Genomic DNA, 23,943 nt, shown 5'->3' with positions numbered 1-23,943 from the left:
CTTGGGGAGAAGGTGCCGCGAAGCGGCGGATGAGGGGGGATGGCAAGGTCCTCGCGATTACCTGTAAACACCGGGATTTCCCCCTCTCCCGGCGCATGCGCGCCACCCTCTCCCCAAGGGAGAGGGAGTGCCGACCCAGCCAAACTTATCCCCACCCTGAAAACCTGTGAGAGACTTTCCTCGACTTCCGGGAAGAGAGGCGCGAGCTCAGTCCCTTGTGCCCGGAAGTGTGCGGAGCCTGTCCGCGCGAGGGGGTGACATCCCAAGCTCCGGCAGGGCCATCGCCCGGGCCACACGGCACAAGGTCACGACCGTGCTGGCACCCAGGCGGTTTCGGTGCGTCGCCCGCAAGGGAAGACGATCAAATCTCCGCGTGCGGGAGACCCGTCAGGTCACTCACACTCACTACAAAAACAGACCCGTCAGGTCTCCCGCACACCTCTCATACCGCCAGGCGGAAACGCCGTGGCGCGATTGGGCTTGCCAGACCGCGACATCCTGCCGCGTGCCATGTCGGCCACACCCGGGCTTGGCGATTGGCAGGGTAGGGGTGGAGGGGGCAATCCGGATCGGGCCGGGGCTCGGGGAGGAAAACTGATCTGCAGAGTCCCCACTGACTCTCGCGCCTCGGTCTCCTATTTTATTCAGGCGTCCTTGGGGAAGGAGGAAGTTCGGTTTCCAGCTGCAATGCAGCACCCCGTCGGACGTCGCGAAAGCAGGAGACCCCGCATTTGCCGCTCAGATCGGTGCGCAGATGCAACATGACGCAGCAGACTCGGTCTGCTCGCCCGATTGTCGACTTTTTTCACTCGTATTGGGGTCATGTTTACGCGTTTAGTATTGTCTGTCCCGATGCGTATCCTAATTGGAGAGATGCGCCCTGCGTTCGGGACAGGGGTTGGAGATGGTCACAGCGATGAACGAATCCCTGAACGGTTGGGCCCAGCGCAACGCTTTTGGCGCCGTCGTCGTGCTCGTGATCCGTGGCATCTGCATTGCTGTGGGCCTTGCCCTGATGGTCCTGGCCGTCCCGGTTGCCCTGCTGACCCCCATCATCCCGATCGGTCTGCCGATGGGGTTCCTCGGTGTAATTCTCGTGGCCGCCGCGTCCAAGACGCTGCACGGCTATATCACCGGCTTTCTGCGCCAGTTTCCCTGGCTGTGGACCCGTGTCCGCGGCGCCTTCGGTGAGCGCGACCACCCGGCCGAATAGTCGCTAAAGCGCTAATTGGCAGCAAAGACCACATAGATCAGGCCCAGCGTCACAATTGCTGCGGCCAGCGAGATGCCCAGGACAAACCGGACTGATTTGAGCTTGTTCGCTTGGCGGGCATCGGTCTTGTCGATCTCGATGGACTTGTCTTTCGTCGACATGAAAGTCTCCTTTGTCAGTTTGGGCTAGGCGACACCCTGATCCAGCATGGCGCGCGCCACTCGGTGAAAGCCGGCGATATTGGCGCCGGCCGCGTAGTCCCCCTTGCTGGGAGCATGGTCCAGGCAGAGCGTATGGATATCCGCCATGACCCGCTTGAGTTCGGCGTCCGGATCGTCCGGATTGTGCGCCGAGAAGCGGGCATTCTCTGCCATTTCAAATCCTGAGACGGCGACGCCACCGGCATTGGCAGCCTTGGACGGGGCGTAGAGCACACTGTCCGTCTCACGCAGCCGGACCATGGCGTCAGCCGTGCTCGCCATGTTGGACCCCTCGGCGATCAACCAGCAGCCCTGATCCAGCAGCTGGGCGGCGTCGTCTGCGTCCAGCTCGTTCTGGGTCGCACAGGGCAAGACGACGTCCGCCGGGATGTCGAAGGCCTTGCGGCCGCCATGCCAGCTGGCTCCCAGTTCGGACGCCAGGGATTCCAGATCCGCATTGCGGTTCTTCCGGGCCTGCTTGATCCGCTCGATATCGTCCTGGCTGGCGGATGTCTTCCATGCCAAGGCCCCCTGGCTGGACGACAGGGCACGGACCGACATGCCGTACTTCAAGGCGCGTTCGGCGGCGTGCAGGGCGACATTGCCGGCCCCGGAGATGGCCACACACGCCCCGTCCAGCGAACGGCCGGCCTCCTCGGCCATCAGGCTCGCAAAATGCACCAGTCCGTAACCGGTCGCCTCGGCGCGCAGGCAGGTGCCGCCCCAGCCCGTATCCTTGCCGGTCAGGGCCCCCTCGAATGTCTGGGTCTGCGCCCGGTACGCGCCGAAAAGATATCCGATCTCCCGCGAAGAGACATTAATATCCCCGGCCGGTATGTCCCGGCGCGGTCCGATGAAGGGGGCAAGCTGCATCATGAAGGCCTGGCAGAACCGCATGATCTCGCCCTCGCTGCAGCCGCTCGGGTCAAAATCCGATCCGCCCTTGGCGCCGCCCAGGGAGAGCGGCGTGAGGGCATTCTTGACGGTCTGCTCCAGCGCCAGAAAGCGGATCTCCGATTCGCTGACGTCGGCGTGGAAGCGCAGTCCGCCCTTGTAGGGCCCCAGCAAATTGCTGTGCTGCACGCGCCAGCCCCGATTGATGGCAACACTGCCATCATCGCGCATCCAGCTGACGCGGAAACGGATGATCCGGTCCGGATCACTCAGGCGTTCCAGAACCCGGGCTTTGCGGTATTCGGGCGTTTGCTCGAGCACGGGCCAGATATCGGCGGTGATCTCTTCCAGGGCTTGCAGGAATTCCGGCGCTCCCGCATGCGTGCGCCGGGCCTCGTCCAGAAAGTCGGCTTGGTCCAGTGGTGTCTGTGTCATGCCTATTCACCTAGGAGGAAGTCCGGATCAGGCAAGTGAATGAATGTATTGTTGGCGAATTTCTTCAAGGCGCTCTCAAGACGACGGCATTCACAAGGCCAAAGCAAAACATTCAGCCGAATAATTTGATACTGAAATGGCGGGTTGAAAGCCGGTTTGTTGAATCTAACTGGAAGGTTGAGCTGAGTAACAGGAGGATTACATGTCCAGTGCTCTCAAGGCACGCTCTGAGTCCATTCCCGTTGAATCCAAGGTCGATGCCAAGAAGCGCGCCGAGATCGCGGCCGGCATCGGACGGGCGCTCGCCAGCACCTACGTGCTGTATCACAAGACCCATGGCTTCCACTGGAACGTCACCGGTCCCTTGTTCTACAGCGTGCACAAGCTGACCGATGACCAATACCAGGACCTCGCCGAAGCCGTGGATGATCTGGCAGAACGCATCCGCGCCCTGGGCGAACCGGCTCCCATGGGGCTGGATGGTTATCTGCGCGACAGTGTCGTGGAAGATGTGAACGACTTCCCGGATGTGGAAGGCATGGTCAAGCAATTGGCCCGAGACCACCTCGCCGTCGCCGACCAGATGCGGGATATCGTGGCCCGGGCCGATAGTGCCGGTGATGTCTATTCTGCCGACCTGTTGACCGCCCGTATCGGCGTGCATGAGGAAGCGGCGTGGATGCTCAACGCGATCGCCCTCAAGTAACGCATTTCTGTCCGCTTGACTGGGCAGGCATGAAAAAGGCCCGCAGCAAGCGCTGCGGGCCTTTTCGCATTCGGATGTCCGGTCAGACTAGTTCAGCTTCTCGCCGACCAGCTTGATGTCCGCATCGACGATCTTGTTCAGATCCGTCTTCTTCAGCTGCGTCTTGAGGATTTCCTCGGCAGCACGGGCGGCCAGATCGGCGGCAGCGGCTTTCACCTCGGCCGCGGCCTGGGCTTCGGCCTGGGCGATCCGCTGTTCGGCCATGGCGGTCCGGCGTTCCAGACGCTCGGCCATGTCCTTGCGCGCTTCGGCCTTCAGGGCCTTCGCTTCGGTCTTGGCCTGGGCGACGATGGCGTCAGCCTCGGCTTCGGCTTCACGCTGCTTGCGCTGGTAGGAGGCCAGCATTTCCTGGGCTTCCTCGCGCAGGCGCTTGGCTTCTTCCAGCTCCGACTTGATCGCGTCAGCCCGATCATCGAGCGTTTTGGCGATCGTCTTGTGAACGCCGAAATAGCCCAGGATCAGGAAGAAGGCGATGAAGGCCAGGAAGGCATAGAAGGTCGGATCGGTCGGCTGGGCGGCGAACCACTCGGCCGAGAACAGGGCCGGGCCGTGGCCGCCTTGGCCAGCTTCTTCAGCAAGAAGGATCATGATCAGGCCTCCTTCGCCTTGAGCAGACCGTCAACGGTCTTGCCGGCATCGGCTTCGGACACGTCCACGCCGGCCAGGGCTTCAACAGCCGCAGCGGTCGCCGTGGTCGCAATGCCGCGGACTTCGGCGAATGCCTTGTCCTTGGCCTTGCGGATGGCCGCTTCGGCGGCTTCCTGCTTGGCGGACAGCTCGGCTTCCACTTCAGCCGTTTCCTTGGCAATTTCCGCGTCCAGCGCCTTGCGGGTATCCGCGGCGATGACGTGGGCCTTGGACCGGGCCTCGGCGAGGGACTTCTCATACGCTTCGCCAGCCGCCTCGGCATCAGCCTTGGCATTGGCGGCAGCATCGAGATCGTCGGCGATGCGATCGCGACGGTCTTCAATCGTCGTCTTGATCTTCGGCAGAATGAAGCGATCCAGCGCGACGTAGAGAATCACGAAGAAGATCGCCAGCCAGAAGAGCTGGGACGCAAAATAGGTCGGGTCGAACGGCGGGAACAGGCCCTCAGCCGGGGCGTGTTCTGCGGCATCTGCCGCGTGCTGTGCGACTTGCGAATGCGGTGCGTGCGTCATGGGACGCTAGCTCCCTTGGATAAGGTGGAGCAGAACGGGAGCGGCCGGATCCGGATGAGCCGGCCGCCTCCGGTGTCACTTAGACGGCGAACAGCAGCAGCAGGGCGATCAGCAGGGAGAAGATGCCCAGGGCTTCCGTCACGGCGAAGCCGAAGATCAGGTTGCCGAACTGCGACTGAGCCGCGGACGGGTTGCGCATGGCGCCTTGCAGGAAGGAACCAAAGATGTTGCCCACGCCGACAGCAGCACCCAGCATGCCCAGGCAAGCCAGACCGGCGCCGATGTATTTGCCCATTTCTTCCATTTGAAAACTCCTTCGAGGATATCGGGTAGTTGGTTTGGGTTGGTTGGTGACGTCTGCGGTCTAGTGACCCGGATGCAGAGCGTCGGAAAGATAAATGCAGGTCAGGATCGCGAAGACGTAGGCCTGCAGGAAGGCGACCAGGAATTCCAGCGCGGTCAGGCCCAGTGTCATCGCGAACGGCGCGATGCCGATGAAGTAGCCACCCACGCCCAGACCGGCGCCCAGCATGACGATGAAGCCGGCGAACACTTTCAGAAGGATGTGACCTGCCAGCATGTTGGCGAACAGACGCACGGAGTGGCTGACCGGACGCGAGATGAAGGAGATCACCTCGATGAAGACCACGAAGGGCAGGATGTAACCCGGTACGCCGGACGGTACGAACAGCTTCAGGAATTTCGCGCCATTCTTGAACACGCCGTAGACGATCACGGTCAGCCAGACCAGCATGGCCAGAGCCACGGTGACGATCAGATGGCTGGTGATGGTGAAGGAGTGCAGGCCCGGTCCCGGGAAATACGGGAACATGCCGAGCATGTTGGCCACGAGAATGAAGATGAAGAGCGTGAACACGAAGGGGAAGAAGCGCAGGGCGTCATTGCCCGCCGTCGAGCGCAGCATGTCGGCGACAAAACCATAGATGATTTCGGCGACAGACTGGGACCGGTTCGGCACCAGGGCGCGGCTCGACATGGCCAGCGTGAAGAGCACGATGGTCACCAGGGTCGTCAGCATCATGAAGAAGCTGGAATTGGTGAAGGCCAGATTCAGGCCGAAGGCTTCGAACGGAACCAGTTCATGAACTTCGAACTGCTTGATCGGGTTGGTGTCTGCCACGCCCGGCCTCTCTTCACTTGTTATGGGCGGTGAGACACCGCCCCGTCATCCCGAGGAGCCGGCGGTTATCCACCGTTCGACTCCGAACTGATATCTTTTGCAGCCCTTACGACATTCAGCGTGCCGGCTGCAAATCCAAACATCGTGCCGGCAATCAATCCCCAGGGGGACCAGCCGGCTATATAGTCCAGCCCGAAACCGAGCACGGCACCGACCAGCACGCCACCGAAGAATTCCGAGCCATAGCGCATGCCCAGGCTCCAGGCGGAGCGGGGGGCGGTGTCCGGGGCCGGCTTGTACTTCTCGCGCCGCGCATCAATGCGCTGCTGCAAGTCGTCCAGGTCGGCTTTGGATGGGTCGCGCTGGCTTTTGTTTTCGCGTGACATGTTGGACCGGTCTGCCTGAGGAAGAACAGCCCCCCACAGGCGCGCGCACACTATCCACGGGGTCCCGGCAAGTCAAGCAAGGGTGCGGGTGCGGTAAGTTGCTGTATTTATGGGGTAAAATGCTTATTCGGCAGCGATAAGCTGTTCCGCGCCCACAAGGTCGACCGAGACGAGCTGGGAAACGCCGCGTTCGGCCATGGTCACACCATAGAGACGGTCCATGCGGGACATGGTCAGGGCGTTGTGGGAAATCACCAGGAAACGGGTCTCGGTAAGCTGGCGCATATGCTTCAGCATGCGGCAATACCGGTCGACATTGGCGTCATCCAGTGGTGCGTCGACCTCGTCGAGCACGCAGACCGGAGCCGGATTGGACAGGAAGACCGCGAAGATCAGGGCGGAGGCCGTCAGCGCCTGCTCACCGCCCGACATCAGAGACATCGTCTCCAGCTTCTTGCCCGGCGGGCAGGCCATGATTTCCAGCCCGGCCTCCAGCGGATCGTCGCTCTCGGTCAGGCGAAGCTCGGCATGGCCGCCTTCGAACAGGGTGGAAAAAAGCTCGCGGAAATGGCCGTCGACCACGTCAAAGGCTTCCAGCAGGCGGGCCCGGCCTTCGCGGGACAGCTCATCGACTGCCTTGCGCAGGCGGGCGATCGCTTCGATGAGGTCGTCCCGTTCCTTGGTCATCTCCTCCATGCGCTGGGCCAGTTCCTCGGCCTCTTCATCCGCGCGCAGATTGACCGCACCCAAGCGTTCGCGGCCCTGGCGAGCCTCGTCCAGCCGGCGTTCCAGCTCGGCCGGGGTGAGTTGGGAAATCTCGTCCTCATCCACACGGGCGGACAGCGTACCGGGGGCTTCGCCGGTCGCATCCTGCAGGCGTTCCGTGGTTTCGTTGAGGCGTTCCTTCGCCGCGCTGAGGCGGGCTTCCGCGGCAGCGCGGCCTTCGCGGGCGGCCGAAGCGGCGGCTTCGGCGGAGCGGGCGGCACTGTCCGCTTCCTTGACCTGGCCTTCGGTCGTGGACGCTTTCTCGCGGGCTTCCTCGGCGGCGCTCTCGGCCTCTTTCACCTTGCCGGTCAGCAGCAGGATTTTCTCTTCCAGAACCTCCGGCTTGGCGCGGGCGGTTTCCAGCGAGGCTTCGGCCTCTGCGCGTTGTTTGTCGAGGTCGGCGATTCGCGCCTGGGCCGACTTGCAGCGTTCCGCCCAGGCATCATGATCGCGCTTGAAGCCCATCTTGCGCTGCCGGCGCATCTCGCCTTCCCGGCGCAGCGTATCCTGGGCGGCCCGGGCTTCGGCAGCGAGGCGACGGGCTTCTTCCGCCGACTCGCGGGCGGCATCGAGCGCTTCAGTGTCGCCCTCGGCGGCCTCGGCATCGGCCAGGAGGGACTGGGCGGCGTCGAGGGCCGACCGATTCTCGGCTTCTTCGGCCTTCAGCCGCTCAATGCGTTCATCCAGCGCCGTGGCGCGGGCGGCATCCTGGGCCGCTTTCTCGCGCAGTCCGGACACACGGGACAGCGAATCACGGGCGGCGCGTTCAGCCGGGCCGATGGCCGCGCGGGCCTCCTGTTCAGCCTTGCGGGCCGTTTCCGCCTTGGACCGGGTTTCGGCCTCCACGGCCTTCGCCTTGGCGTGAGCCGCTTCCCCATTCGTGATCTCATCGCGGATGGCGTCGAGGCGATTGCGATTTTCCAGACGGGCCACGGCGGCCGAAGGCGCGTCGGCCCGGGCCACCAGACCGTCCCAGCGCCACAAATCCCCTTCGCGGGTAACCAGGCGCTGGCCGGGCTTGAGCTTGGCGGCAGCCTCTTCAGCCTTGTCCGCCTTGATCACGCCGACCGCATCCAGACGGGCCTTCAGCACGTCCGGGGCCTCCACATGATCCGACAGGGGGACGCAGCCGCCCGGCAGGTAATCAGCATGGGCGCCGGTTTTGACCCAGTGGCGGGATTCGGAGGCATCCAGAGAGGCTTCCAGATCATCGCCGAGCGCGGCCGCCAGGGCCTTCTCATAGCCGGGGCGGGCGCGGACGGCGTCGAGAGCCGGCGATGCCGTGTCCTGCAGGGCCGCCGCCAACAGGCGCTCCAGCGCCTGGACTTCACGTTCCAGGGCGTCGCGCTCTGCCGAGATGTCCCGCCACGACTGGACTGCGGCCTCCAGTGCCGTATCGGCTTCAGAGCGTTGCGCTTCGGCGAAGGTCAGCGCATCGCGGGCTTCGGAAAGCGTGGTCTCTGCGGCATCGGCTTCGGCCTGGGCCCCGTCCAGGGCGGAGAGGGCTTCTGACGCACGAAGCCGGTCACGCTCCGCCGTGGCGGTTTCAATCTCACGCGCGATCTGGGCGATTCGCGTCTCATAGCGCGACAAATCTCGGCGCGCAGCTTCGATATTGGCCCGCTTCTCGGCGGCTTCGCGGGCGCAGGCATCCAGCACGGTTTCCTGTTCCTGGCGATGGGTTTCTGCCTCGCTTGCCGCCTTGTCGGCTTCGGACTGGGCCGCGCTTTCGCGCTCGATCTCGGCGTCCAGCGCTTTCATGGCGGATGCGGCTTCGTCGCGGCTGGCTTCGGCGTCCTCGGCGATCTGGGTTTCCCGTTCGCGGGTCGAGGCCAGTTCGCGCAGCCGGTTTTCCAGCTGGGAAATCATCCGCTCGACGTCGGCGGCGTCGCGCTCGAGGGAATCGCGCTCGCGTTCGAAACGGCGCAGCGTCGCCGCGGCCTCGGCCTCGGCCTGACGCGCGGGTTCGCGGGCGGCAGCGAGGATTTCGGACTGGGTGCGGGCTTCAGCGGCGGCACGTGTGGCATTTTCCGCCGCGTCCCGTTGCTCTTCCAGAACGGTTTCGGCCTCTTCCACGGCGCTGGCGGCTTCGCGCCAGCGATTGAGCCAGACCGCAGCTTCCAGGGTCCGGATCGAAGCGGAAAGCTGCCGGTATCGGGACGCTTGCCGGGCCTGGCGTTGCAGGGAACCGTGTCGGCTCGTGACATCGTCGATCACGTCCTGCAGCCGGTCCAGATTGGATTCGGCGCCCTTCAGGCGAAGCTCGGCTTCGTGACGGCGGGCTCGCAGGCCGGATACGCCGGCGGCTTCTTCCAGAATGCGGCGGCGGTTCTGCGGCTTGGCCGCGATCAGTTCGGAAATCTGTCCCTGGCGGACCAGGGCCGGGGAGTTCGCGCCAGTGCCGGCATCCATGAAGAGGAGCTGGACATCCTTGGCGCGGACTTCCTCGCCATTGATCTTGTAGGCCGACCCGGCCCCCCTTGTGATCCGGCGCACCACTTCCAGCGTGGTGGCGTCATTGAATCGCGCCGGGGCCAGCTTGTCGGAATTGTCGATGGTCAGGACGACTTCGGCATGGTTGCGGGCCGGACGGGCGTCCGTCCCCGCGAAGATCACATCTTCCATGCCGCCGCCGCGCAGGGATTTGGCGGAGGTCGCCCCCATCACCCAGCGCAGGGCTTCAAGCAAGTTTGATTTACCGCAACCGTTGGGACCGATCACGCCAGTTAGGCCCGGATCGATCCGTAAGTCGGTGGGATCGACGAAGGATTTGAATCCGGCCAGCCTCAGCTGTGTGAACTTCACCCGGTCTCCATCTTGCTGCGCGGCACCAGTCTATCACCGCACTGCAGCAAAATCCCGGTGCAAATTAGGGCTCCGAACTGGAGTCATTCATGAAGTGAAGGACGATTCGGCTGAAGGAGTCTCCGTCAAACTCGGCGGGAACCCTTTCTCCATTGATCATAAGGGCTTCCTCGCCCCAGTGCCAGAAATTGCCGTCCGGTCCGTGATGGATGGAGAGCAATTCCCCGCCAATGATGAAGGAGGGGGTGCCCGGGATTCCGTCTTCGCCGGCCTGCATGGCAGCTGCATTGACGGCTTCATTCATGGCCGGGTCCTGGAAACAGGCCATCAGGGCTTCCGGAGACAGGCCCACCGCCGCACCGATCTGGTTGTAGACGCCCAGAACATCGCCGCCGCTGCGGGCCGCATCGAAAATGGTGCTCTGCTCGGCGAAGAGCAGGTCGGCGGCATCGAAGAAGCGGTCATCTCCGGCACAATTGGCCAGAATGGTGCCGGCCCCGGCCAGCGGAACCGGATTGGTCAGCATCGGGCGGAAGACCCAGCGCACTTCACCGGTGTCGATGAAATCGCTCTTGATGGTCGGCCACACGGCTTCCTGGAAATGGGCGCAATGGGGACAGGCAAAGGACGCGTATTCGACGATGAGCAGCTCGGCATCTTCCGAGCCGATCACATTGTCGTCGGGACGTTCGGCCTGGGCCGGGTTCTGGGCCAGGGCCGAACCTGCGGCGAGGCCGAGCGCCAGAACGGCGCCCGACAGGATTTGGGTGAGGGACCGGGACACCAACATCATTCGCCGTCCGCTTCCGCGGCACCGTCGGCTTCGGCAATCAGATGGTCGATGATGGCGCTGAAGGTTTCCGCATCCATCATGGCCGGAACCGGCTCACCGTCGATCATTACCTGGCGCGTGCCCAGGAAGAAGGTGTACTCGCTGGCGCCCGGAGCCCGGTTGGCTTCCAGGAGCTCACCATTGATCAGGAATTGCGGCGTTCCGGTGATGCCGTCATCCGCAGCCCGGTCATGGGCGTCCACGATCGACTGGTTGATCTCTTCATTGTTCAGGCAGGCAACGAACTCGTCCTCGCTCAGGCCCATGGACCGGGCGATGGCCAGATACTGGTTGCGGGCACTGCCGCGGGTCTGGGCGGCCTGGAAAATGGCCCCCTGTTGCTGGAACAGGAGGTCGACCATGTCGAAATACTGATCTTCCGGCACGCAATGGGCCAGCGAAAAACCGGCAATCGCGAATTGCGGGCTGCCGGTGATCATCTCGCGCAGGACGAAGCGGAGCTGACCGGCTTCGATGTATTCCTCAAGGGTCGGGTAGACCGTGTTGTGGAACTGCGCGCAGGCGCCGCAGGCGACGGACGCGTATTCGATGATCGTCACCGGTGCGTCCGGATTGCCCAGACCGCGGTCGCCGGCTCGTTCGTAATTGCCTTGGCCGGCACTCGGCGCGCCATCGCCACCGCCGCCACAGGCGCCAACCATCAGTGCGGCCGAAACAGCGACTGCCGAAAACACACGTCGAGTGAACTTCATCGAGGGGCTCCCCATGCCTTGAAAACTAGTGTCCGTCCCGCGCCTTGATCGAGCGCGACATTCGATCGAGCGCTGACAATAGACGCGCCTCGGCGCTTGTCTCTACCGTCTCGCTCACTTGTGAACTGGATTGCGGCTGCGTCATCTTTCCGCGGGAGGCCCGTTCGGACCCGGCCGCGGCGGATTGGGCACTGCCCTGGATCACCCGGATCCGGGTCGGGGCCTGCCTGCCGCTGAATGTCCCCACGCGTTCCAGGATACGCCGGGATTCGGCCTGGATGATGGCGCCAGCCGGTCCGCGGGCGCGGATCACGAGCGTGTGGATTCCACCGGAGCGCTGCAGGCTTTCCGGTGAACTCCATTGTGCCAGTCGGCTGCCGACAATCTCTGGCCAGTGTTCGCGCAACTGGTCCACGCCCACGCCGAACCGGCGGGCGAGGGGGCGCAGAACCTTCTCCGCCGCGATACCCGCGGACGGTGCCGGCCGGATGGCGGCACGACCGCGCCGCGCCTGGATATAGGCGCTGGCTGCAGCTTCCACAGTTGACGAAGTCGGTTTGCGTACCATGCTTTTCAGTCTCGCCGGGATGGTCCGGTGTCGCAAGCCCCGAGCCTCATGACAACCGACTTAGATTCCACCGCGCTCCAGAAGGCCCTGCTCGGCTGGTATGACCGTTCCGGTCGCAGCCTGCCCTGGCGCATCCGGCCGGAAGACCGGGAGAAGGGGGCTATTGCCGATCCGTATGCGATCTGGCTGTCGGAGATCATGCTTCAACAAACCACGGTGCCCCATGCCACACCCTACTGGTACCGTTTCCTGGAGCTCTGGCCGCAAGTCGGCGATCTGGCCGCCGCGCCGCGCGAGCATGTGATGCGCGAATGGGCCGGGCTGGGCTATTACGCCCGGGCGCGCAATCTGCATGCTTGCGCCCGCCACGTCGCCGAGGAACTCGATGGCTGCTTCCCGGATACGCTGGACGGGCTCCGGGCCCTGCCGGGCGTGGGGGAGTATACGGCGAATGCCATCCTCGCAGCGGCCTTCAACCGGCCGGCGAATGTCGTGGACGGCAATGTCGAGCGAGTGATCACGCGTCTCCACCGCTTGCCAACGCCAATGCCAAAGGCCAAGCCCGAAGTCCGCAAGCTGGCCGGTGAAATCGCCTCTGAGGACCGTCCCTGCGATTATGCCCAGGCCATCATGGATCTGGGGGCCACGGTCTGCTCGCCCCGAAACCCGGATTGTCCGTCCTGTCCCTGGCAGTCCAGCTGCGCCGCGCGGGCGGAAGGCGACATGCATCTCTACCCGGTGAAACTGCCGAAACGGGCCAAGCCGGTCCGGACCGGAACGGCCTGGCTGGTTCGGAGCGAGCGGGGTATCTGGCTGCGCCAGCGCCCGGACAGTGGACTGCTGGGCGGGATGATGGAGGTGCCGTCCAGTGACTGGTGCGAGGATGCGGTCCCGGCCGAGCCTCCCTTCCGGGCCGAGTGGACGGATCGCGGCGAAATCCGACACGTTTTCACCCATTTCGAGTTGCGTCTGCAGGTAAAAGAAGCGCGCGCGGACGGCAATTGGCGGCCGAATGACGGGGTCTGGGTTGCGGAGGGCGATCTGAAGCAGGCGGCCCTGCCCAGCGTGATGCGCAAGGTGATCGCTGCGGGGCGGATTTAGGCGCGCCGGGCCTCGGCCGCTTGCCAGGCTTCCAGCATGGCGGAGAACAGTGCCTGGGGGGCGAGGGGTTTGGAAGCATAGGCATCCATGCCGGCATCCCGGCAGGCCTGTGCGTCGGAATCGGCGGCATTGGCTGTCAGGGCAATGATCGCCACGCTGGCCATCTCGGTTTTCAGGGCGCGGATGTCGGCGGTCGTCTCCAACCCGTCCTTCACCGGCATGCGCACATCCATGAGCACGATGTCATAGTCGTTTTCGGCAATCAGCTTCAGGGCCTCAACGCCGTTTTCTGCGGTGTCCAGGGAGCCGCCCAGCGGTGCCAGGAAAGCGGCGGCGACCTGTCGATTGATGAAATTGTCTTCCACAAGCAGTATCCGGCGACCGTGCAGGGGCAAGTATTCGGGCGCGTCCGACAGCGCAGAAGGGTCGCTCGGCAATTCCGGCTGATCACTGGTGTCGATACACATGCCTTCAAAGCGAAGCGTGAATGTCGAGCCCTCTCCCGGAATGGAAGTCGCGAAGACTTCACCCCCCATCATTTCCGCCAGGCTGCGGGTGATGGCCAGGCCCAGACCGGTGCCACCATGGGTCCGTGCCACATCGGCACTCGCTTGGGTGAAGGGTGAAAACAGGCGTTTCAGGTCCTGCGGGTCGATCCCCATACCGGTATCGGTCACGCAGATCTCCATCATGCCGGTCTTTCCGTCTTGGCACAGGCTGTCTTCCACACACCGGGCCACAATGGAAATACCGCCCGCTTGAGTGAATTTGATGGCATTGGACAGGAGGTTGGTCATGCACTGGCGGACCCGCAAGGCATCCACATACATGGCTCGCGGGACCTTTTCTTCGACCGTCAGTTCGAGGTAGAGGCCCTTGGCGTCAGCAGGCCCTCGCAAGAGGGCGCAGACATCCCGCAATTCATCTCGGATATTGGTCTCGACCGGTGACAGGTCCAGCTTGCCGGCTTCGATCTTGGACATGTCCAGAATGTCGTTGAGCAAATTGGTCAGGGTCTCGCCGCTCTCATGGATCATGCGGGCCTGTTCCTTGACCTCGTCGGAACCGGCTTTCATCTGGATCACCCGGGCCAGCCCCAGAATGCCGTTGAGCGGCGTCCGGATTTCGTGGCTCATATTGGCCAGAAAATCGCTCTTCGCCTGGTTGGCGATTTCCAGTTCCTGGGTCCGTTCGGCGACGCGGTCTTCGAGTTCGTCCAGCGTACGCTCATTGCGGGATCGTTGGCTTTCAAGCCGTTGCGCCAGCAGGCCCAGCTCATTCCGCTCCTTCAGCGTTTCAGCCAGGACAGGATTGATGGCGGCAGGCAGGGGCCGCAGCGCCCCGAAATGCCGCGCCAGGCTGGAGATCGGGCGGACCAGCCGGCGGAACAGGATGTAGTAGGCGAGGACCGACTGCAGGATCAGGCCGAGCACGCCGATCAGAACCACAATCAGGACCTGGCTGGCCAGGTTCTGACGCAGGACCTTCCGGTCGAGCCGCGACACGGCATACCAGTCCGGACCTTCCAGCCAGCTATAGCCGATGATCCATTGCTGGTCGTCTGACAGCGTGACCCCGGTGCCGTGCGGATCGTCCGTGGTAGCGATCGCGTTGAGCATGCCGTCAATGTCGAAACGGCCGGACACGCGGGCCACGGTCTGCGGTGTCACGACGGTCTGCAACAGCTCGGCATGGGCGATCAGATTGCCGTTCCGGTCGATGATCAGGTTTTCACCATAGGAGGGCGGGTTCGACATGGCTTCGGTGAAATAGTTCCGCAATTCCACCGTTGTGCCGAAGGCACCGATATGCTCGCCGTCGCGTCTCAAGGGTGAAAAACAGCCGGTGGTCAGCGCCTCACCGGTCTGCACATAGAGGAGTTGGGACAACTCATCACAGACGAATTGGCCATCGGGGTTGCGTTCGGGCATGACCAGGTCATGAAAGCTGGCTTGCCGCAGGTCGAAGTCGGAGGGCGCCGTGTGCCGGTAAAAGGAGAGGCGGTCGTCCCGGTTGGGCGCAAAAATGATCAGCGCATTGTCCGGTGAGTAGAAATAGAGATTGTCGATCAGCCCCTGCAGCGACTCGCCGAACCGGTCGATCACCAGATAGGCCGCCAGCAAGAGTCGTTGAGTGTCGGTGCTAAGCGCTTGATCAGGGTTGATGAAAGCCGCCGTGCCGAAATGCCAGTCGCCATCGCGGTCCACATAGCCTTCAAACAGGGCATCTGTCCCGCGGCGTGTGCCGTCACCATAGTCCGGGAACAGGCGATCAAACTCGGCCTCTGCCCATTCGGCATCCAGCTGGCTCAGCCGGGTCTCCAGCGCCGCGATGGCCTGGTCGTGGCTGGTTTCCATGCGATCAAAAAGGGCAGCGTCCAGTCGCCCGCGTTCGGCAACATAGTCTTCCAGCTGTTCAAGCTGGGCGCGTTCCAGATCATTCCAGAAACTGACGGCGGTAATCAGAACCGTGCTGCCGGACACCACAAAGGACGTCAGAACGATGATCGCCAGGATCATCCAGGCAATGGAATGCGTAGGCTTCACAGAATCCCGATCTGTTTCACGATGCGACCGCCCATTTGAACACGCAGGTGGGTTCAGCTGTCCAGAGTGGCGCGCACTTCGGCCCGCAACACATCAATGGGAGCCAGACCCTGTTTCGTGCGCACATGCCAATAGGTCCAGCCATTGCAGGACGGGGCGCTTTGCAGCTGGGCGCCGACCTGGTGGATGGAGCCGGCATTCTGGCCCGCAATCAGGGTGCCGTCCGCGCGCACGCGGGCCGTGAACTGGCCTTTGGGGCAGTAGAGCGTGTCACCCGGCTTCACCAGGCCGCGTTCGACGAGGGCGCCAAAGGGAATGCGGGGCTGCGCGCGCTTGGACTGGGTCACGCTCAGGGCTTCCCCCGAGGCCGGCGTGATGGCGGCCAGGCGCTCGCGGGCCACGGCCAGATAATCTTCGTCGCGCTCGATGCCGATATAATGGCGACCCAGCCGCTTGGCGGCCGCGCCGGTCGTGCCGGTGCCGAAGAAGGGGTCGAGGACGACATCGCCCGGATTGGTGGTCGACAGCAGAACCCGGTGCAGCAGGGCTTCCGGCTTTTGTGTCGGGTGCGCCTTCTTGCCGTCCTTGCCTTTCAGGCGTTCACCGCCCGAGCAGATCGGCAGGGTCCAGTCAGAACGCATCTGGATACCGTCATTGAGCGCCTTCATGGCGGCATAGTTGAAGGTCGGCTTGGCGTCCTTGGTCTTGGCCGCCCAGATCAGGGTCTCGTGCGCATTGGTGAAACGCGTGCCCTTGAAGTTCGGCATCGGATTGGATTTGCGCCAGATGATGTCATTGAGCACCCAGAAGCCGGCATCCTGGAGAATGCCGCCGACGCGGAAAATATTGTGATAGCTGCCGATGACCCAGATTGCACCGTTCGGCTTGAGCACGCGGCGCGCCTCTTCCATCCAGCCCCAGGTGAACAGGTCGTATTCGTCGAAACCACCGATCTGGTCCCAATCATTGTCGACAGCGGAAACCTTGGAATTGTCCGGGCGATGGAGATCGCCGCCGAGCTGGAGATTGTAGGGCGGGTCGGCGAAAACGAGATCAACGCTCTCATCGGGAAGTGACTTCATCACTTCCACGCATTCGCCCTCGAGGATCTGATCCACCCGGGTCTCCGCCATGACACGCCACTCCACTCGCTGATCGAACGGGAAGTTTGTCGGTGCTTATGGCTAACGGGGCGTTAAACCCGGCTTCGGTTATCCACACGCATCGGCATCTGTGGATAACCTCAAATCCGCGGCAAGTCTAACCGGGGCATAACTCATCCGGTGTATCGGGCACGGACCCAACCGCATCAGGGCCTCCCGATGCGCAGCACTGGGATAGCCCTTGTGGCCTTCAAACCCGTAACCCGGAAAGCGCTGTGCGGCCTCGACCATCAGCCGGTCCCGGAGGGTTTTGGCGATGATGGAGGCGGCCCCGATCACGGCTTCGCGGGCATCGCCCTTGACCAGGGCCTCGGCGGGGCAGGGCAGTCCGTCCGGCACGCGGTTACCATCAATAAGGACCCGGTCCGGAATGCCGGGCAGCCGTGATACGGCGCGCACCATGGCGGCCATGGTGGCGTGGAGGATGTTGAGCCGGTCAATCTCTTCGGGCTCGGCAATGCCAATCCCCACCCAGGCCTTCTCGCGGATCTCCAGGGCCAGGGCGTCGCGCTTGCGCGCGCTCAGGGCCTTGGAGTCCCCCAGGCCTTGAATGGCGCGGCGCGGATCGAGGACGACGGCAGCTGTCACCACGGGTCCCGCAAGCGGTCCGCGGCCGGCTTCATCGACCCCGGCAATGACGGGACCGGAAAAACTCGCAGTGCCGTTAAGCCAATCCTTGTTTTTTTCTATCAGTGTCGCCGTCAAAGCGGATCCTTCGAGGACAAGAGTGTATCGCGTTTTCTATTGCCTGACGGTCGAGCACGACCTGCGTCTGGTGGCCGTCGCCGCCTTGTTGTGCGTGGTTTCGGCGCTGGGTGCCGTGGCGACAGCCCGCCGTGCGATCGACGTGCCGGCTGCGCGCCGGACCGCCTGGCTCCTTGTGGCAGGATTCGTAACTGGTGTGGGGGTTTGGGGCACGCATTTTGTGTCCATGCTGGCTTATGAAGCGCCTTTTCCTGTCCAGTATCACCTGGCTGGGACCGTCGGCTCTCTCGGCGTGGCGGTCTTCGTGATCAGCTGCGGCTGGACGCTCGCTGTCCGGGGCCGGAATGTCCTTACCGCGCCTGCAGGCGGCGCCCTGATCGGCGCCGGAATCGCGACGATGCATTTCATGGGTATCGACGCCATGGATGTGGGTGCGGCCATGCAATGGGATGCGGGACTGGTTGTCGCGGCCATTGTGCTGGCGATGCAGTTTGCTGCTGGCGCTGCGATGGTCATGACACGCTTTCCCAGCCGGCGTGGCCTGTTCGGGGCGGCGACCCTTTTGACCCTCGGCGTGGTCAGTCTGCACTTCATCGCCATGGGGGCCCTGACTCTGGTTCCGAGCTCGGCGGCTGCCGCTGTCGATGCCGGGCTGGTCGCGACAGCGTCCGCTGGGTCGCTGAAACTGCTGGCTGTGACCGTTGCCCTGGCGGTGGTCCTGGTCGTGGGGATCGGTCTGTTTGCGGCCGTTCTGGACCAGCATTTGGGCGCGCGTCGCCGAGCCGAGATGCTGCGTATGCGGACCCTCGCGGATGCGACGTTCGAAGGGATTGCCGTCGTTCGGGATGGCGTGATGCAGGACATGAATTCCCGGTTCTGCGAGCTGCTCCAGCTCAACCGGGAAGACCTCGTGAACATGCCGATCAACAAGCTCATCCTCGAGGGAGATCTGCCGCCGGCCGGCTCCGAGGATGCTGTCGCGGCCAAATGCTATCTGCGCCGACGCGATGGAACCGCGCTTTCGGTCCAGGTCCGGCGCCGGTCGATGGTATTCGGGCAGGACCCGTCCGATGTTTTTGCGTTCCGCGATGTCTCGGCTGAAGAACATGCCCGGGCCCGGATGACCCATCTCGCGCATCACGACACGCTGACAGGCCTGCCGAACCGGCTGAAATTCCGCGAGAGTCTGGAAGCCGCGCTTCAACAGGCCTGGCAGACCGACACCATGGTGGGATTGATCTGTTTCGATCTCGACCGGTTCAAGGAAGTCAATGACGTGCATGGTCATGCCGTCGGCGACGACCTCCTCAAGGCTGTCGCCGACCGGATGCTGGATGCGCTTCCCGGTACGGCGATTGCGGCCCGCCTGTCCGGCGACGAATTCGCCGTTGTCCTGCCGGATGTCGCGGATCGCAATGATGCTGTCGCGATCGCGCAGCGGGTCGTCAACTCGGTGGGCTCGCCGCTGACGGTCGGCAGTCTGCACCTCAAGGTTTCCGCGTCTGGCGGTGTGACGATTTTTCCGCTGGATGGCGAGGACTCGGATCGCCTCATGAACCAGGCCGATCTGGCGCTCTACCGGGCCAAGGGGCTGGGCCGGAACCAGGTCTGCGATTTTGACCCCAAGCTGGGTCAGATGATGCAGGAACGGCGATTGCTGGAAACCGATCTGGCGATGGCGATTGAGGACGAGTTGCTGGATCTCAATTTCCAGCCCCAGGCCCGTCTCGGCGATGGCAGGATCGTGGGCTATGAAGCCCTTGTGCGCTGGAATGATGAGCGCCGGGGTCCGGTGCCGCCATCGGAATTTGTCCAGGTCGCCGAAGAGACCGGCCTCATTCTCAAAATGGGCAGTTGGGTTTTGCGGGCGGCGTGCCGTGAGGCGGTCAACTGGCCGGAATCCTGTCGGGTCGCGGTCAATGTCAGCCCGGCACAATTCCGCCAGGGCAATCTGGTGATGTCGGTCCAGAGCGCTCTCGATGCGTCGGGACTGGCGCCGGAACGGCTGGAGATCGAGATCACGGAAGGCGTGCTGATCGATGATGAGGAGCGCGCGCTGAATGTATTGCGCGCCCTGAAATCGCTGGGGGTCGGTCTGGCCATTGATGATTTCGGCACCGGCTATTCCTCTCTGAGCTATTTGCGGGCCTTCCCCTTCGACAAGATCAAGATCGACCGCTCCTTCATGACGGGGCTGCATCTGGACCGTGAGGCCCAGATCATCGTGCAGGCAACAATCGACCTGGCCCGCGAACTGGGTATCCGCGTTGTGGTGGAAGGCGTTGAGGACTTTGAGGAACTTGAGGCCTTGGGTCATCAGCCGGACCTGGTGCTGCAGGGTTATCTTCTGTCCCGTCCGCTGACGCGGGGACAAATCGCCGGGTTTGCAGACCAGTCGGACCCGCTTCGACAGCAAATCGTCGAATGCATTTCCGGCGCGGCCCGTCATCGCAAAAAAGCCTGAGGCGGTCATGCTGATACCGGTCAGAACAGGCTGGGCTGACCGGCATGACCCAGCGGGCGCTCGAAGCGGGAATAATCGAGCTCGGCGCGCGGAGCGGTCAGGCCATGGCGTTTGATGGCTTGCCGGAAGCGGCGCGCGATCAGGTCGGCCAGCGGCCCCTGACCCCGGCCGCGTGTTCCCCAGCTGGGGTCGTAATCCTTGCCGCCGCGCATCTGGCGCATGAGGGAAAGGACGCGGCGGGCCGCATCCGGTCTGTGAGTCGCCAGCCATTCGCGGAACAAGTCCCGGATTTCTAGTGGTAGCCGCAACAGGACATAGGCCGCATTGGCAGCACCGGCATTGGCAGCCTCGGCAAGGAGGCATTCGATTTCAGAGTCGGTGAGGCCGGGAATGATCGGGGCCATCATCACGGTTGTGGGGATGCCGGCCTGTGACAGCGTCCTCACTGTCTCGAGGCGCCGGTGCGGGGCCGCGGCGCGTGGCTCCATCTGTCGGGCGAGCTTTCGATCAAGCGTCGTGATCGAAATGGCGCCCTTGGCCAGATTGTCCGCGGCCATCGGACCGAGAATGTCCAGATCGCGCAGGACCAGGGCCGACTTGGTGATGAAGATGACCGGATGCCGGTATCGGGCGAAAACCTTGAGCAGGTTTCGGGTGTGTTCAAGCCGGCGTTCGACCGGCTGCCAGGCATCGGTATTGGCGCCAATGACCAGCGGCGCCGGCTTGTAGCCCGGCCGGTTGAAATGGGCTTCCAGCAAGGCGGGGCCATCCGGCTTTGCCATGATGACGCTCTCGAAATCGAGACCCGGTGAATAACCCCAATAGGCATGGCTGGGGCGGGCATAACAGTAGATGCAGCCATGCTCGCAACCACGATACGGATTGATCGACTGGTCGAAGGAAATGTCGGGCGAATTATTGGTGGCGATGATCGACCGGGAGGAATCCTTGAGAAGGGTCGTTGTCAGCCTGACCGGTTCGGCATCCTGGTCGGTCCAGCCGTCATCAAAGGCTTCCCGAGCGAAGGACTCATAGCGGCCGGAAGCGTTTGACCGAGCGCCGCGTCCTCGAACGCCAGCCTCCGGGGCGGTGGAGGTCCGGGTCCTGGTGGACGCATTCGGGGCATTAAGGGCGAAGCCGCCGGGGCGCTCGGTCATGTCGGGAAGTATGACTCGAGAAACCGGAACAAATCAAGAACATATTGAAGTCGAAAAGGGGCGGGTGATGAGCCCGCCCCGGTTCGTTCCTGGTTAGCCGACCTTGCGGAGATCCGCCAGGAAGTCGGAGATATTGGCGCGCAGCCCGTTCAGGCTCTGCTCCTGCTTGAGAAGTATGTCGGTCGAAGAGACCACGCGTCCCACCGAATCCTGCGTCGACTGGGTCGCTTGCTGCACGATGGAAATGCCGCTCGACACTTCTCCCGTCCCTTCGGCGGCTTCGTTCACATTGCGGGCAATCTCGCCCGTGGCCGCGCTTTGCTCAGTCACGGCCGCGGCGATGGCATTGCAGGCGGTATTGATGTCTTCGATCGCGGTGCTGATGGAGTCATTGGCATTGACGGCCCCGCTCATCGTGGCCTGGAGTTCGGATATCTGACCGGAGATCTCTTCCGTGGCCTGGGCGGTCTGGCCGGCCAGGGTCTTCACTTCTTGGGCGACAATGGCGAAACCCTTTCCGGCCTCACCGGCGCGAGCGGCCTCGATCGTGGCGTTGAGGGCCAGAAGATTGGTTTGGTCGGCAATGGCCTGGATCAGTTTCACAACATCGCCGATCCGCGCAGTGACGCCATTCAGTCCGTTGATCGTGGCATTCATCGCCCGCGATTTTTCCACGGCGCCATTGGCCAGGTCAGCCGAGCCGACAACCTGGCGATTGATCTCGGAGATCGACGAGGTCAGCTCTTCAGCCGACGCGGCCACACTCTGCATGTTGACGGACGCTTCCTCGGCCCCGGCCGCGGCGCCGACACAGCGTTCAGAGGCATTGGCGGCATTGGTTTCCAGGCTGTCGGCCGTCGTGCGCAGAGTTCCGATCGCTTCGGTCACATTGGTCATGACTTCGCTGAGCTGCGCCTCGAGATCAGCCGCAAGGTCTATGCAGCCATCATGCTTTTCCTTGATGCCGTACAACGTCGTGTTGACGGCGCGGGCGGCGTTCTTGAACGCCCCAACCATGCCGGTTTCCGGAATGAGGCGGAAATGCTGGTTCCGGCGCACGTATTCGACGCAGGTCTGGCTTTCGCGGAGATAGGCATCGGTCCGGTCAATCAGCCGGTTGATGGCCAGTTCCATGGCGGCCACTTCGGGATCCGAAGACACACCGATAATGCGTTTTTCGAAATCACCATTGGCGACAGCTTCGACAATTTCGGTCGCGCGGCGGATGGCCTGACGGTCTTTGGTGTTGAACATGATCGGTGCTCCTACCGGTAACCGCGACGCAGGCCTTGGCCGAGCGTGCAGATGAATTCGTCATACTCTTTCCCGGCGTCGTGCAGCTTTCGCTGCAGCAGTTTCCAGGAGGCATCCAGGCCATCCTTCCGGTTGGGGTGGCGTTGTTCTTCCTCGCGCAATTCCCTGTAGAGCGGGATGACGTGCTCATTGAGGATGCTGCGGTCCGGTTCGCGGCGGTTCGAATGATAGCCGACAATTTCCCCGGCATTGTTGAAGCTGGGCGTGACGTGGGCATAGACCCAGTAATGGTCGCCATTGGTGGCGCGGTTCACGACATAGGCGAAGATCTCGCGCCCGTCCTGGATGGTTTCCCAGAGAAGTTTGAAAATGCAGCGCGGCATGTCGGGGTGGCGGATGAAGCTGTGGGGCTGGCCCAAACTCTGCTTTTCATTGACGTTCGATGCCCTCTGGAACACGTCATTGGCATAGGTGATACGGCCTTTCAGGTCGGTCTTCGTGACGATGACCTGATCGGGGTTGAAAGTGCGCTCCACGCCCGTGAGGTGAGTTGCTTGCGCCATGGTCAGATTCTCCGGTCGAGCGCAGGGGTGAGACGGGGGAGGGGCCTGCGCCGAAATCGCGGGAAAACATGACGTCTGGGCTGGTTAACCAAGGGTTGCCGGCGGTTGAGTGGTAATATTCTATTACGGCGTGCCGCAATGCGGACAAGTGAGAAGCATCTGAAATCAGGGCGATTTTCTCTGTGCGTCCTGAGGTTGTTTGTCAGTTGGCCGAGTTCAACCGGGTGTCCAGTGCGAGCATGTCCTTCCAGGCCAGCCGTTTCTCCGGCGGTCTGCGCAGGAGGTAGGAGGGATGAAAAATGGGCAGGGCCGGAAGGGTCTGCCCGGTTGGTTCGCCGCCAGCATCCCGCACGGCGTAATCGTGCCATTGCCCTCGCAGCCGGGTGATGCCGGCGCCTTCCCGAAGCAGTGTCTGGGCTGCCAGCCCGCCGACAAGAATCAGGATGTCCGGCTTCTTGAGCGCGATGTGCCGTTCGATGAAAGGCAGACAGAGCGCAATCTCGTCCTGGGTCGGGGTCCGGTTGCCGGGTGGACGCCAGTTCAGAATATTGGACAGGTAGAGCTGGTCGCCTTCCAGTCCGATGCTGGCCAGCATCCGATCCAGCAAATGGCCGGCTGGGCCCTTGAAGGGTTCGCCGCTCTCATCTTCTTCCTTCCCCGGTGCTTCGCCGATCACCATGATACGGGCTGCCTGGCTGCCCCGTGCAAAGACCGTGTTGCGGGCCGTTCGTTTCAGGGAACAGCCCTCGAAGGTTTCAATGACGGCCTGGAGATCCTCCAGCGTCCCGGCTTTGGCCGCTAGCTCTTGCGAGCCCGGGCCTTCCGCCACGGGCTGGCCATAACCCGCTGCCCGCGCGGCGGCCGCTGTGGCCGCGTTTGTCCGGACCGGTGCAGGCGCGGCTTGCTCTGAAACGGCGGAACGGTGGGGCGCTGCACCGGCTGAGGGGGCTGGGCGCGCCGGGCGCGGCCGGATGACCGGGGTCTCCAGTTCGATACCCGCATCCTCCCACCAGGCGATCAGGGCCTGGAGGGCTTTTTCGTGTTTCGGGTCTAGTGTCGGAGTGGGTTGGGTCATCGGCTTACGTGTACGTTAACGTCAAAAATTTTGATCC

At 63.1% G+C, this 23,943-nt stretch carries 22 protein-coding genes; 4 read left to right on the top strand and 18 right to left on the bottom strand.

Features of this window, described 5'->3' with window-relative positions; translation table 11 throughout:
* Nucleotides 1–916 precede the first annotated feature (916 nt).
* Nucleotides 917–1,213, top strand: a complete 297-nt coding sequence (locus FCS99_RS08715; protein ID WP_138511688.1) for a hypothetical protein — start codon at nt 917–919, stop codon at nt 1,211–1,213.
* Nucleotides 1,214–1,224: 11 nt separating this feature from the next.
* Here FCS99_RS08715 and FCS99_RS16115 read toward each other — a convergent pair whose 3' ends face one another.
* Nucleotides 1,225–1,374, bottom strand: coding sequence for a hypothetical protein (locus FCS99_RS16115; protein WP_171036303.1), 150 nt, complete (start codon nt 1,372–1,374; stop codon nt 1,225–1,227).
* Nucleotides 1,375–1,398: 24 nt separating this feature from the next.
* Nucleotides 1,399–2,742, bottom strand: coding sequence for an NADP-specific glutamate dehydrogenase (gdhA, locus tag FCS99_RS08710; protein WP_138511687.1), 1,344 nt, complete (start codon nt 2,740–2,742; stop codon nt 1,399–1,401).
* A 202-nt stretch (nt 2,743–2,944) separates the two neighbouring features.
* On the opposite strand from gdhA, the gene FCS99_RS08705 reads away from it, so the two are divergent.
* Nucleotides 2,945–3,448: a Dps family protein gene (locus FCS99_RS08705; protein WP_138511686.1), complete on the top strand. Its 504-nt coding sequence runs from the start codon at nt 2,945–2,947 to the stop codon at nt 3,446–3,448.
* A gap of 87 nt (nt 3,449–3,535) precedes the next feature.
* Here FCS99_RS08705 and FCS99_RS08700 read toward each other — a convergent pair whose 3' ends face one another.
* The 9 genes from FCS99_RS08700 to FCS99_RS08660 all read right to left on the bottom strand — a co-directional run bounded on the left by FCS99_RS08700 (nt 3,536) and on the right by FCS99_RS08660 (nt 11,878).
* A complete protein-coding gene (locus FCS99_RS08700; RefSeq protein WP_138511685.1) occupies nt 3,536–4,096 on the bottom strand; it encodes a F0F1 ATP synthase subunit B family protein in 561 nt (186 codons plus the stop codon).
* A 2-nt stretch (nt 4,097–4,098) separates the two neighbouring features.
* Nucleotides 4,099–4,668, bottom strand: coding sequence for a F0F1 ATP synthase subunit B family protein (locus FCS99_RS08695; protein ID WP_138511684.1), 570 nt, complete (start codon nt 4,666–4,668; stop codon nt 4,099–4,101).
* A gap of 79 nt (nt 4,669–4,747) precedes the next feature.
* A complete protein-coding gene (locus tag FCS99_RS08690; RefSeq protein ID WP_138511683.1) occupies nt 4,748–4,972 on the bottom strand; it encodes a F0F1 ATP synthase subunit C in 225 nt (74 codons plus the stop codon).
* 60 nt (nt 4,973–5,032) lie between these two features.
* Nucleotides 5,033–5,809: a F0F1 ATP synthase subunit A gene (locus FCS99_RS08685; protein ID WP_138511682.1), complete on the bottom strand. Its 777-nt coding sequence runs from the start codon at nt 5,807–5,809 to the stop codon at nt 5,033–5,035.
* A 65-nt stretch (nt 5,810–5,874) separates the two neighbouring features.
* Entirely contained in the window at nt 5,875–6,195 is a 321-nt protein-coding gene (locus FCS99_RS08680; RefSeq protein WP_138511681.1) for an AtpZ/AtpI family protein, read from the bottom strand.
* Nucleotides 6,196–6,318: 123 nt separating this feature from the next.
* Nucleotides 6,319–9,765: a chromosome segregation protein SMC gene (smc, locus tag FCS99_RS08675; RefSeq protein WP_138511680.1), complete on the bottom strand. Its 3,447-nt coding sequence runs from the start codon at nt 9,763–9,765 to the stop codon at nt 6,319–6,321.
* Between the two features lie 64 nt (nt 9,766–9,829).
* Nucleotides 9,830–10,558 (bottom strand): DsbA family protein, encoded by a 729-nt coding sequence (locus tag FCS99_RS08670; protein ID WP_138511679.1) that lies wholly within the window; start codon nt 10,556–10,558, stop codon nt 9,830–9,832.
* Entirely contained in the window at nt 10,555–11,310 is a 756-nt protein-coding gene (locus FCS99_RS08665; RefSeq protein WP_138511678.1) for a thioredoxin domain-containing protein, read from the bottom strand. The genes FCS99_RS08670 and FCS99_RS08665 overlap by 4 nt, the downstream gene beginning before the upstream one ends.
* Before the next feature lie 25 nt (nt 11,311–11,335).
* Nucleotides 11,336–11,878, bottom strand: coding sequence for a DciA family protein (locus FCS99_RS08660; RefSeq protein ID WP_138511677.1), 543 nt, complete (start codon nt 11,876–11,878; stop codon nt 11,336–11,338).
* 48 nt (nt 11,879–11,926) lie between these two features.
* On the opposite strand from FCS99_RS08660, the gene FCS99_RS08655 reads away from it, so the two are divergent.
* Complete coding sequence (locus FCS99_RS08655) at nt 11,927–12,979, top strand: A/G-specific adenine glycosylase (RefSeq protein WP_138511676.1); 1,053 nt, start codon at nt 11,927–11,929, stop codon at nt 12,977–12,979.
* Here FCS99_RS08655 and FCS99_RS08650 read toward each other — a convergent pair.
* The 3 genes from FCS99_RS08650 to FCS99_RS08640 form a co-directional block, all read right to left on the bottom strand.
* Entirely contained in the window at nt 12,976–15,525 is a 2,550-nt protein-coding gene (locus FCS99_RS08650) for a hybrid sensor histidine kinase/response regulator (protein WP_138511675.1), read from the bottom strand. The genes FCS99_RS08655 and FCS99_RS08650 overlap by 4 nt on opposite strands.
* 53 nt (nt 15,526–15,578) lie before the next feature.
* Nucleotides 15,579–16,658 (bottom strand): site-specific DNA-methyltransferase, encoded by a 1,080-nt coding sequence (locus FCS99_RS08645; RefSeq protein WP_138511674.1) that lies wholly within the window; start codon nt 16,656–16,658, stop codon nt 15,579–15,581.
* Nucleotides 16,659–16,736: 78 nt separating this feature from the next.
* The gene (locus FCS99_RS08640) at nt 16,737–17,378 is read right to left on the bottom strand and encodes a ribonuclease HII (RefSeq protein WP_138511757.1); all 642 of its coding nucleotides are present in this window, start codon (nt 17,376–17,378) and stop codon (nt 16,737–16,739) included.
* Between the two features lie 37 nt (nt 17,379–17,415).
* Between FCS99_RS08640 and FCS99_RS08635 the strand changes: the two genes are divergently transcribed.
* The gene (locus tag FCS99_RS08635) at nt 17,416–19,857 is read left to right on the top strand and encodes an EAL domain-containing protein (RefSeq protein ID WP_171036302.1); all 2,442 of its coding nucleotides are present in this window, start codon (nt 17,416–17,418) and stop codon (nt 19,855–19,857) included.
* Between the two features lie 20 nt (nt 19,858–19,877).
* Here FCS99_RS08635 and FCS99_RS08630 read toward each other — a convergent pair whose 3' ends face one another.
* The 4 genes from FCS99_RS08630 to FCS99_RS08615 form a co-directional block, all read right to left on the bottom strand.
* Nucleotides 19,878–21,014, bottom strand: coding sequence for a PA0069 family radical SAM protein (locus tag FCS99_RS08630; protein ID WP_138511672.1), 1,137 nt, complete (start codon nt 21,012–21,014; stop codon nt 19,878–19,880).
* 93 nt (nt 21,015–21,107) lie between these two features.
* The gene (locus FCS99_RS16360) at nt 21,108–22,268 is read right to left on the bottom strand and encodes a methyl-accepting chemotaxis protein (protein WP_138511671.1); all 1,161 of its coding nucleotides are present in this window, start codon (nt 22,266–22,268) and stop codon (nt 21,108–21,110) included.
* Nucleotides 22,269–22,279: 11 nt separating this feature from the next.
* Complete coding sequence (locus FCS99_RS08620) at nt 22,280–22,831, bottom strand: PAS domain-containing protein (protein ID WP_138511670.1); 552 nt, start codon at nt 22,829–22,831, stop codon at nt 22,280–22,282.
* Between the two features lie 202 nt (nt 22,832–23,033).
* Nucleotides 23,034–23,906: a uracil-DNA glycosylase gene (locus FCS99_RS08615; protein WP_138511669.1), complete on the bottom strand. Its 873-nt coding sequence runs from the start codon at nt 23,904–23,906 to the stop codon at nt 23,034–23,036.
* Between the last annotated feature and the right edge of the window lie 37 nt (nt 23,907–23,943).

The sequence above is a fragment of the Maricaulis alexandrii genome (assembly GCF_005871165.1).
GTDB lineage: Bacteria > Pseudomonadota > Alphaproteobacteria > Caulobacterales > Maricaulaceae > Maricaulis > Maricaulis alexandrii.
The sequence above is the reverse complement of the archived record's forward strand: the minus strand, read 5'-3'. Positions and strand labels throughout refer to the sequence as shown.

Coding starts and splice junctions, on each gene's coding strand:
- FCS99_RS08665 (WP_138511678.1), bottom strand. CDS start 11,310: ATGAAGTTCACTCGACGTGTGTTTTCGGCAGTCGCTGTTTCGGCCGCA.
- FCS99_RS08690 (WP_138511683.1), bottom strand. CDS start 4,972: ATGGAAGAAATGGGCAAATACATCGGCGCCGGTCTGGCTTGCCTGGGC.
- FCS99_RS08715 (WP_138511688.1), top strand. CDS start 917: ATGAACGAATCCCTGAACGGTTGGGCCCAGCGCAACGCTTTTGGCGCC.
- FCS99_RS08660 (WP_138511677.1), bottom strand. CDS start 11,878: ATGGTACGCAAACCGACTTCGTCAACTGTGGAAGCTGCAGCCAGCGCC.
- FCS99_RS08700 (WP_138511685.1), bottom strand. CDS start 4,096: ATGATCCTTCTTGCTGAAGAAGCTGGCCAAGGCGGCCACGGCCCGGCC.
- FCS99_RS16360 (WP_138511671.1), bottom strand. CDS start 22,268: ATGTTCAACACCAAAGACCGTCAGGCCATCCGCCGCGCGACCGAAATT.
- FCS99_RS08670 (WP_138511679.1), bottom strand. CDS start 10,558: ATGATGTTGGTGTCCCGGTCCCTCACCCAAATCCTGTCGGGCGCCGTT.
- FCS99_RS08695 (WP_138511684.1), bottom strand. CDS start 4,668: ATGACGCACGCACCGCATTCGCAAGTCGCACAGCACGCGGCAGATGCC.
- FCS99_RS08680 (WP_138511681.1), bottom strand. CDS start 6,195: ATGTCACGCGAAAACAAAAGCCAGCGCGACCCATCCAAAGCCGACCTG.
- FCS99_RS08630 (WP_138511672.1), bottom strand. CDS start 21,014: ATGACCGAGCGCCCCGGCGGCTTCGCCCTTAATGCCCCGAATGCGTCC.
- FCS99_RS08655 (WP_138511676.1), top strand. CDS start 11,927: ATGACAACCGACTTAGATTCCACCGCGCTCCAGAAGGCCCTGCTCGGC.
- FCS99_RS16115 (WP_171036303.1), bottom strand. CDS start 1,374: ATGTCGACGAAAGACAAGTCCATCGAGATCGACAAGACCGATGCCCGC.
- FCS99_RS08645 (WP_138511674.1), bottom strand. CDS start 16,658: ATGGCGGAGACCCGGGTGGATCAGATCCTCGAGGGCGAATGCGTGGAA.
- FCS99_RS08705 (WP_138511686.1), top strand. CDS start 2,945: ATGTCCAGTGCTCTCAAGGCACGCTCTGAGTCCATTCCCGTTGAATCC.
- gdhA (WP_138511687.1), bottom strand. CDS start 2,742: ATGACACAGACACCACTGGACCAAGCCGACTTTCTGGACGAGGCCCGG.
- FCS99_RS08620 (WP_138511670.1), bottom strand. CDS start 22,831: ATGGCGCAAGCAACTCACCTCACGGGCGTGGAGCGCACTTTCAACCCC.
- FCS99_RS08615 (WP_138511669.1), bottom strand. CDS start 23,906: ATGACCCAACCCACTCCGACACTAGACCCGAAACACGAAAAAGCCCTC.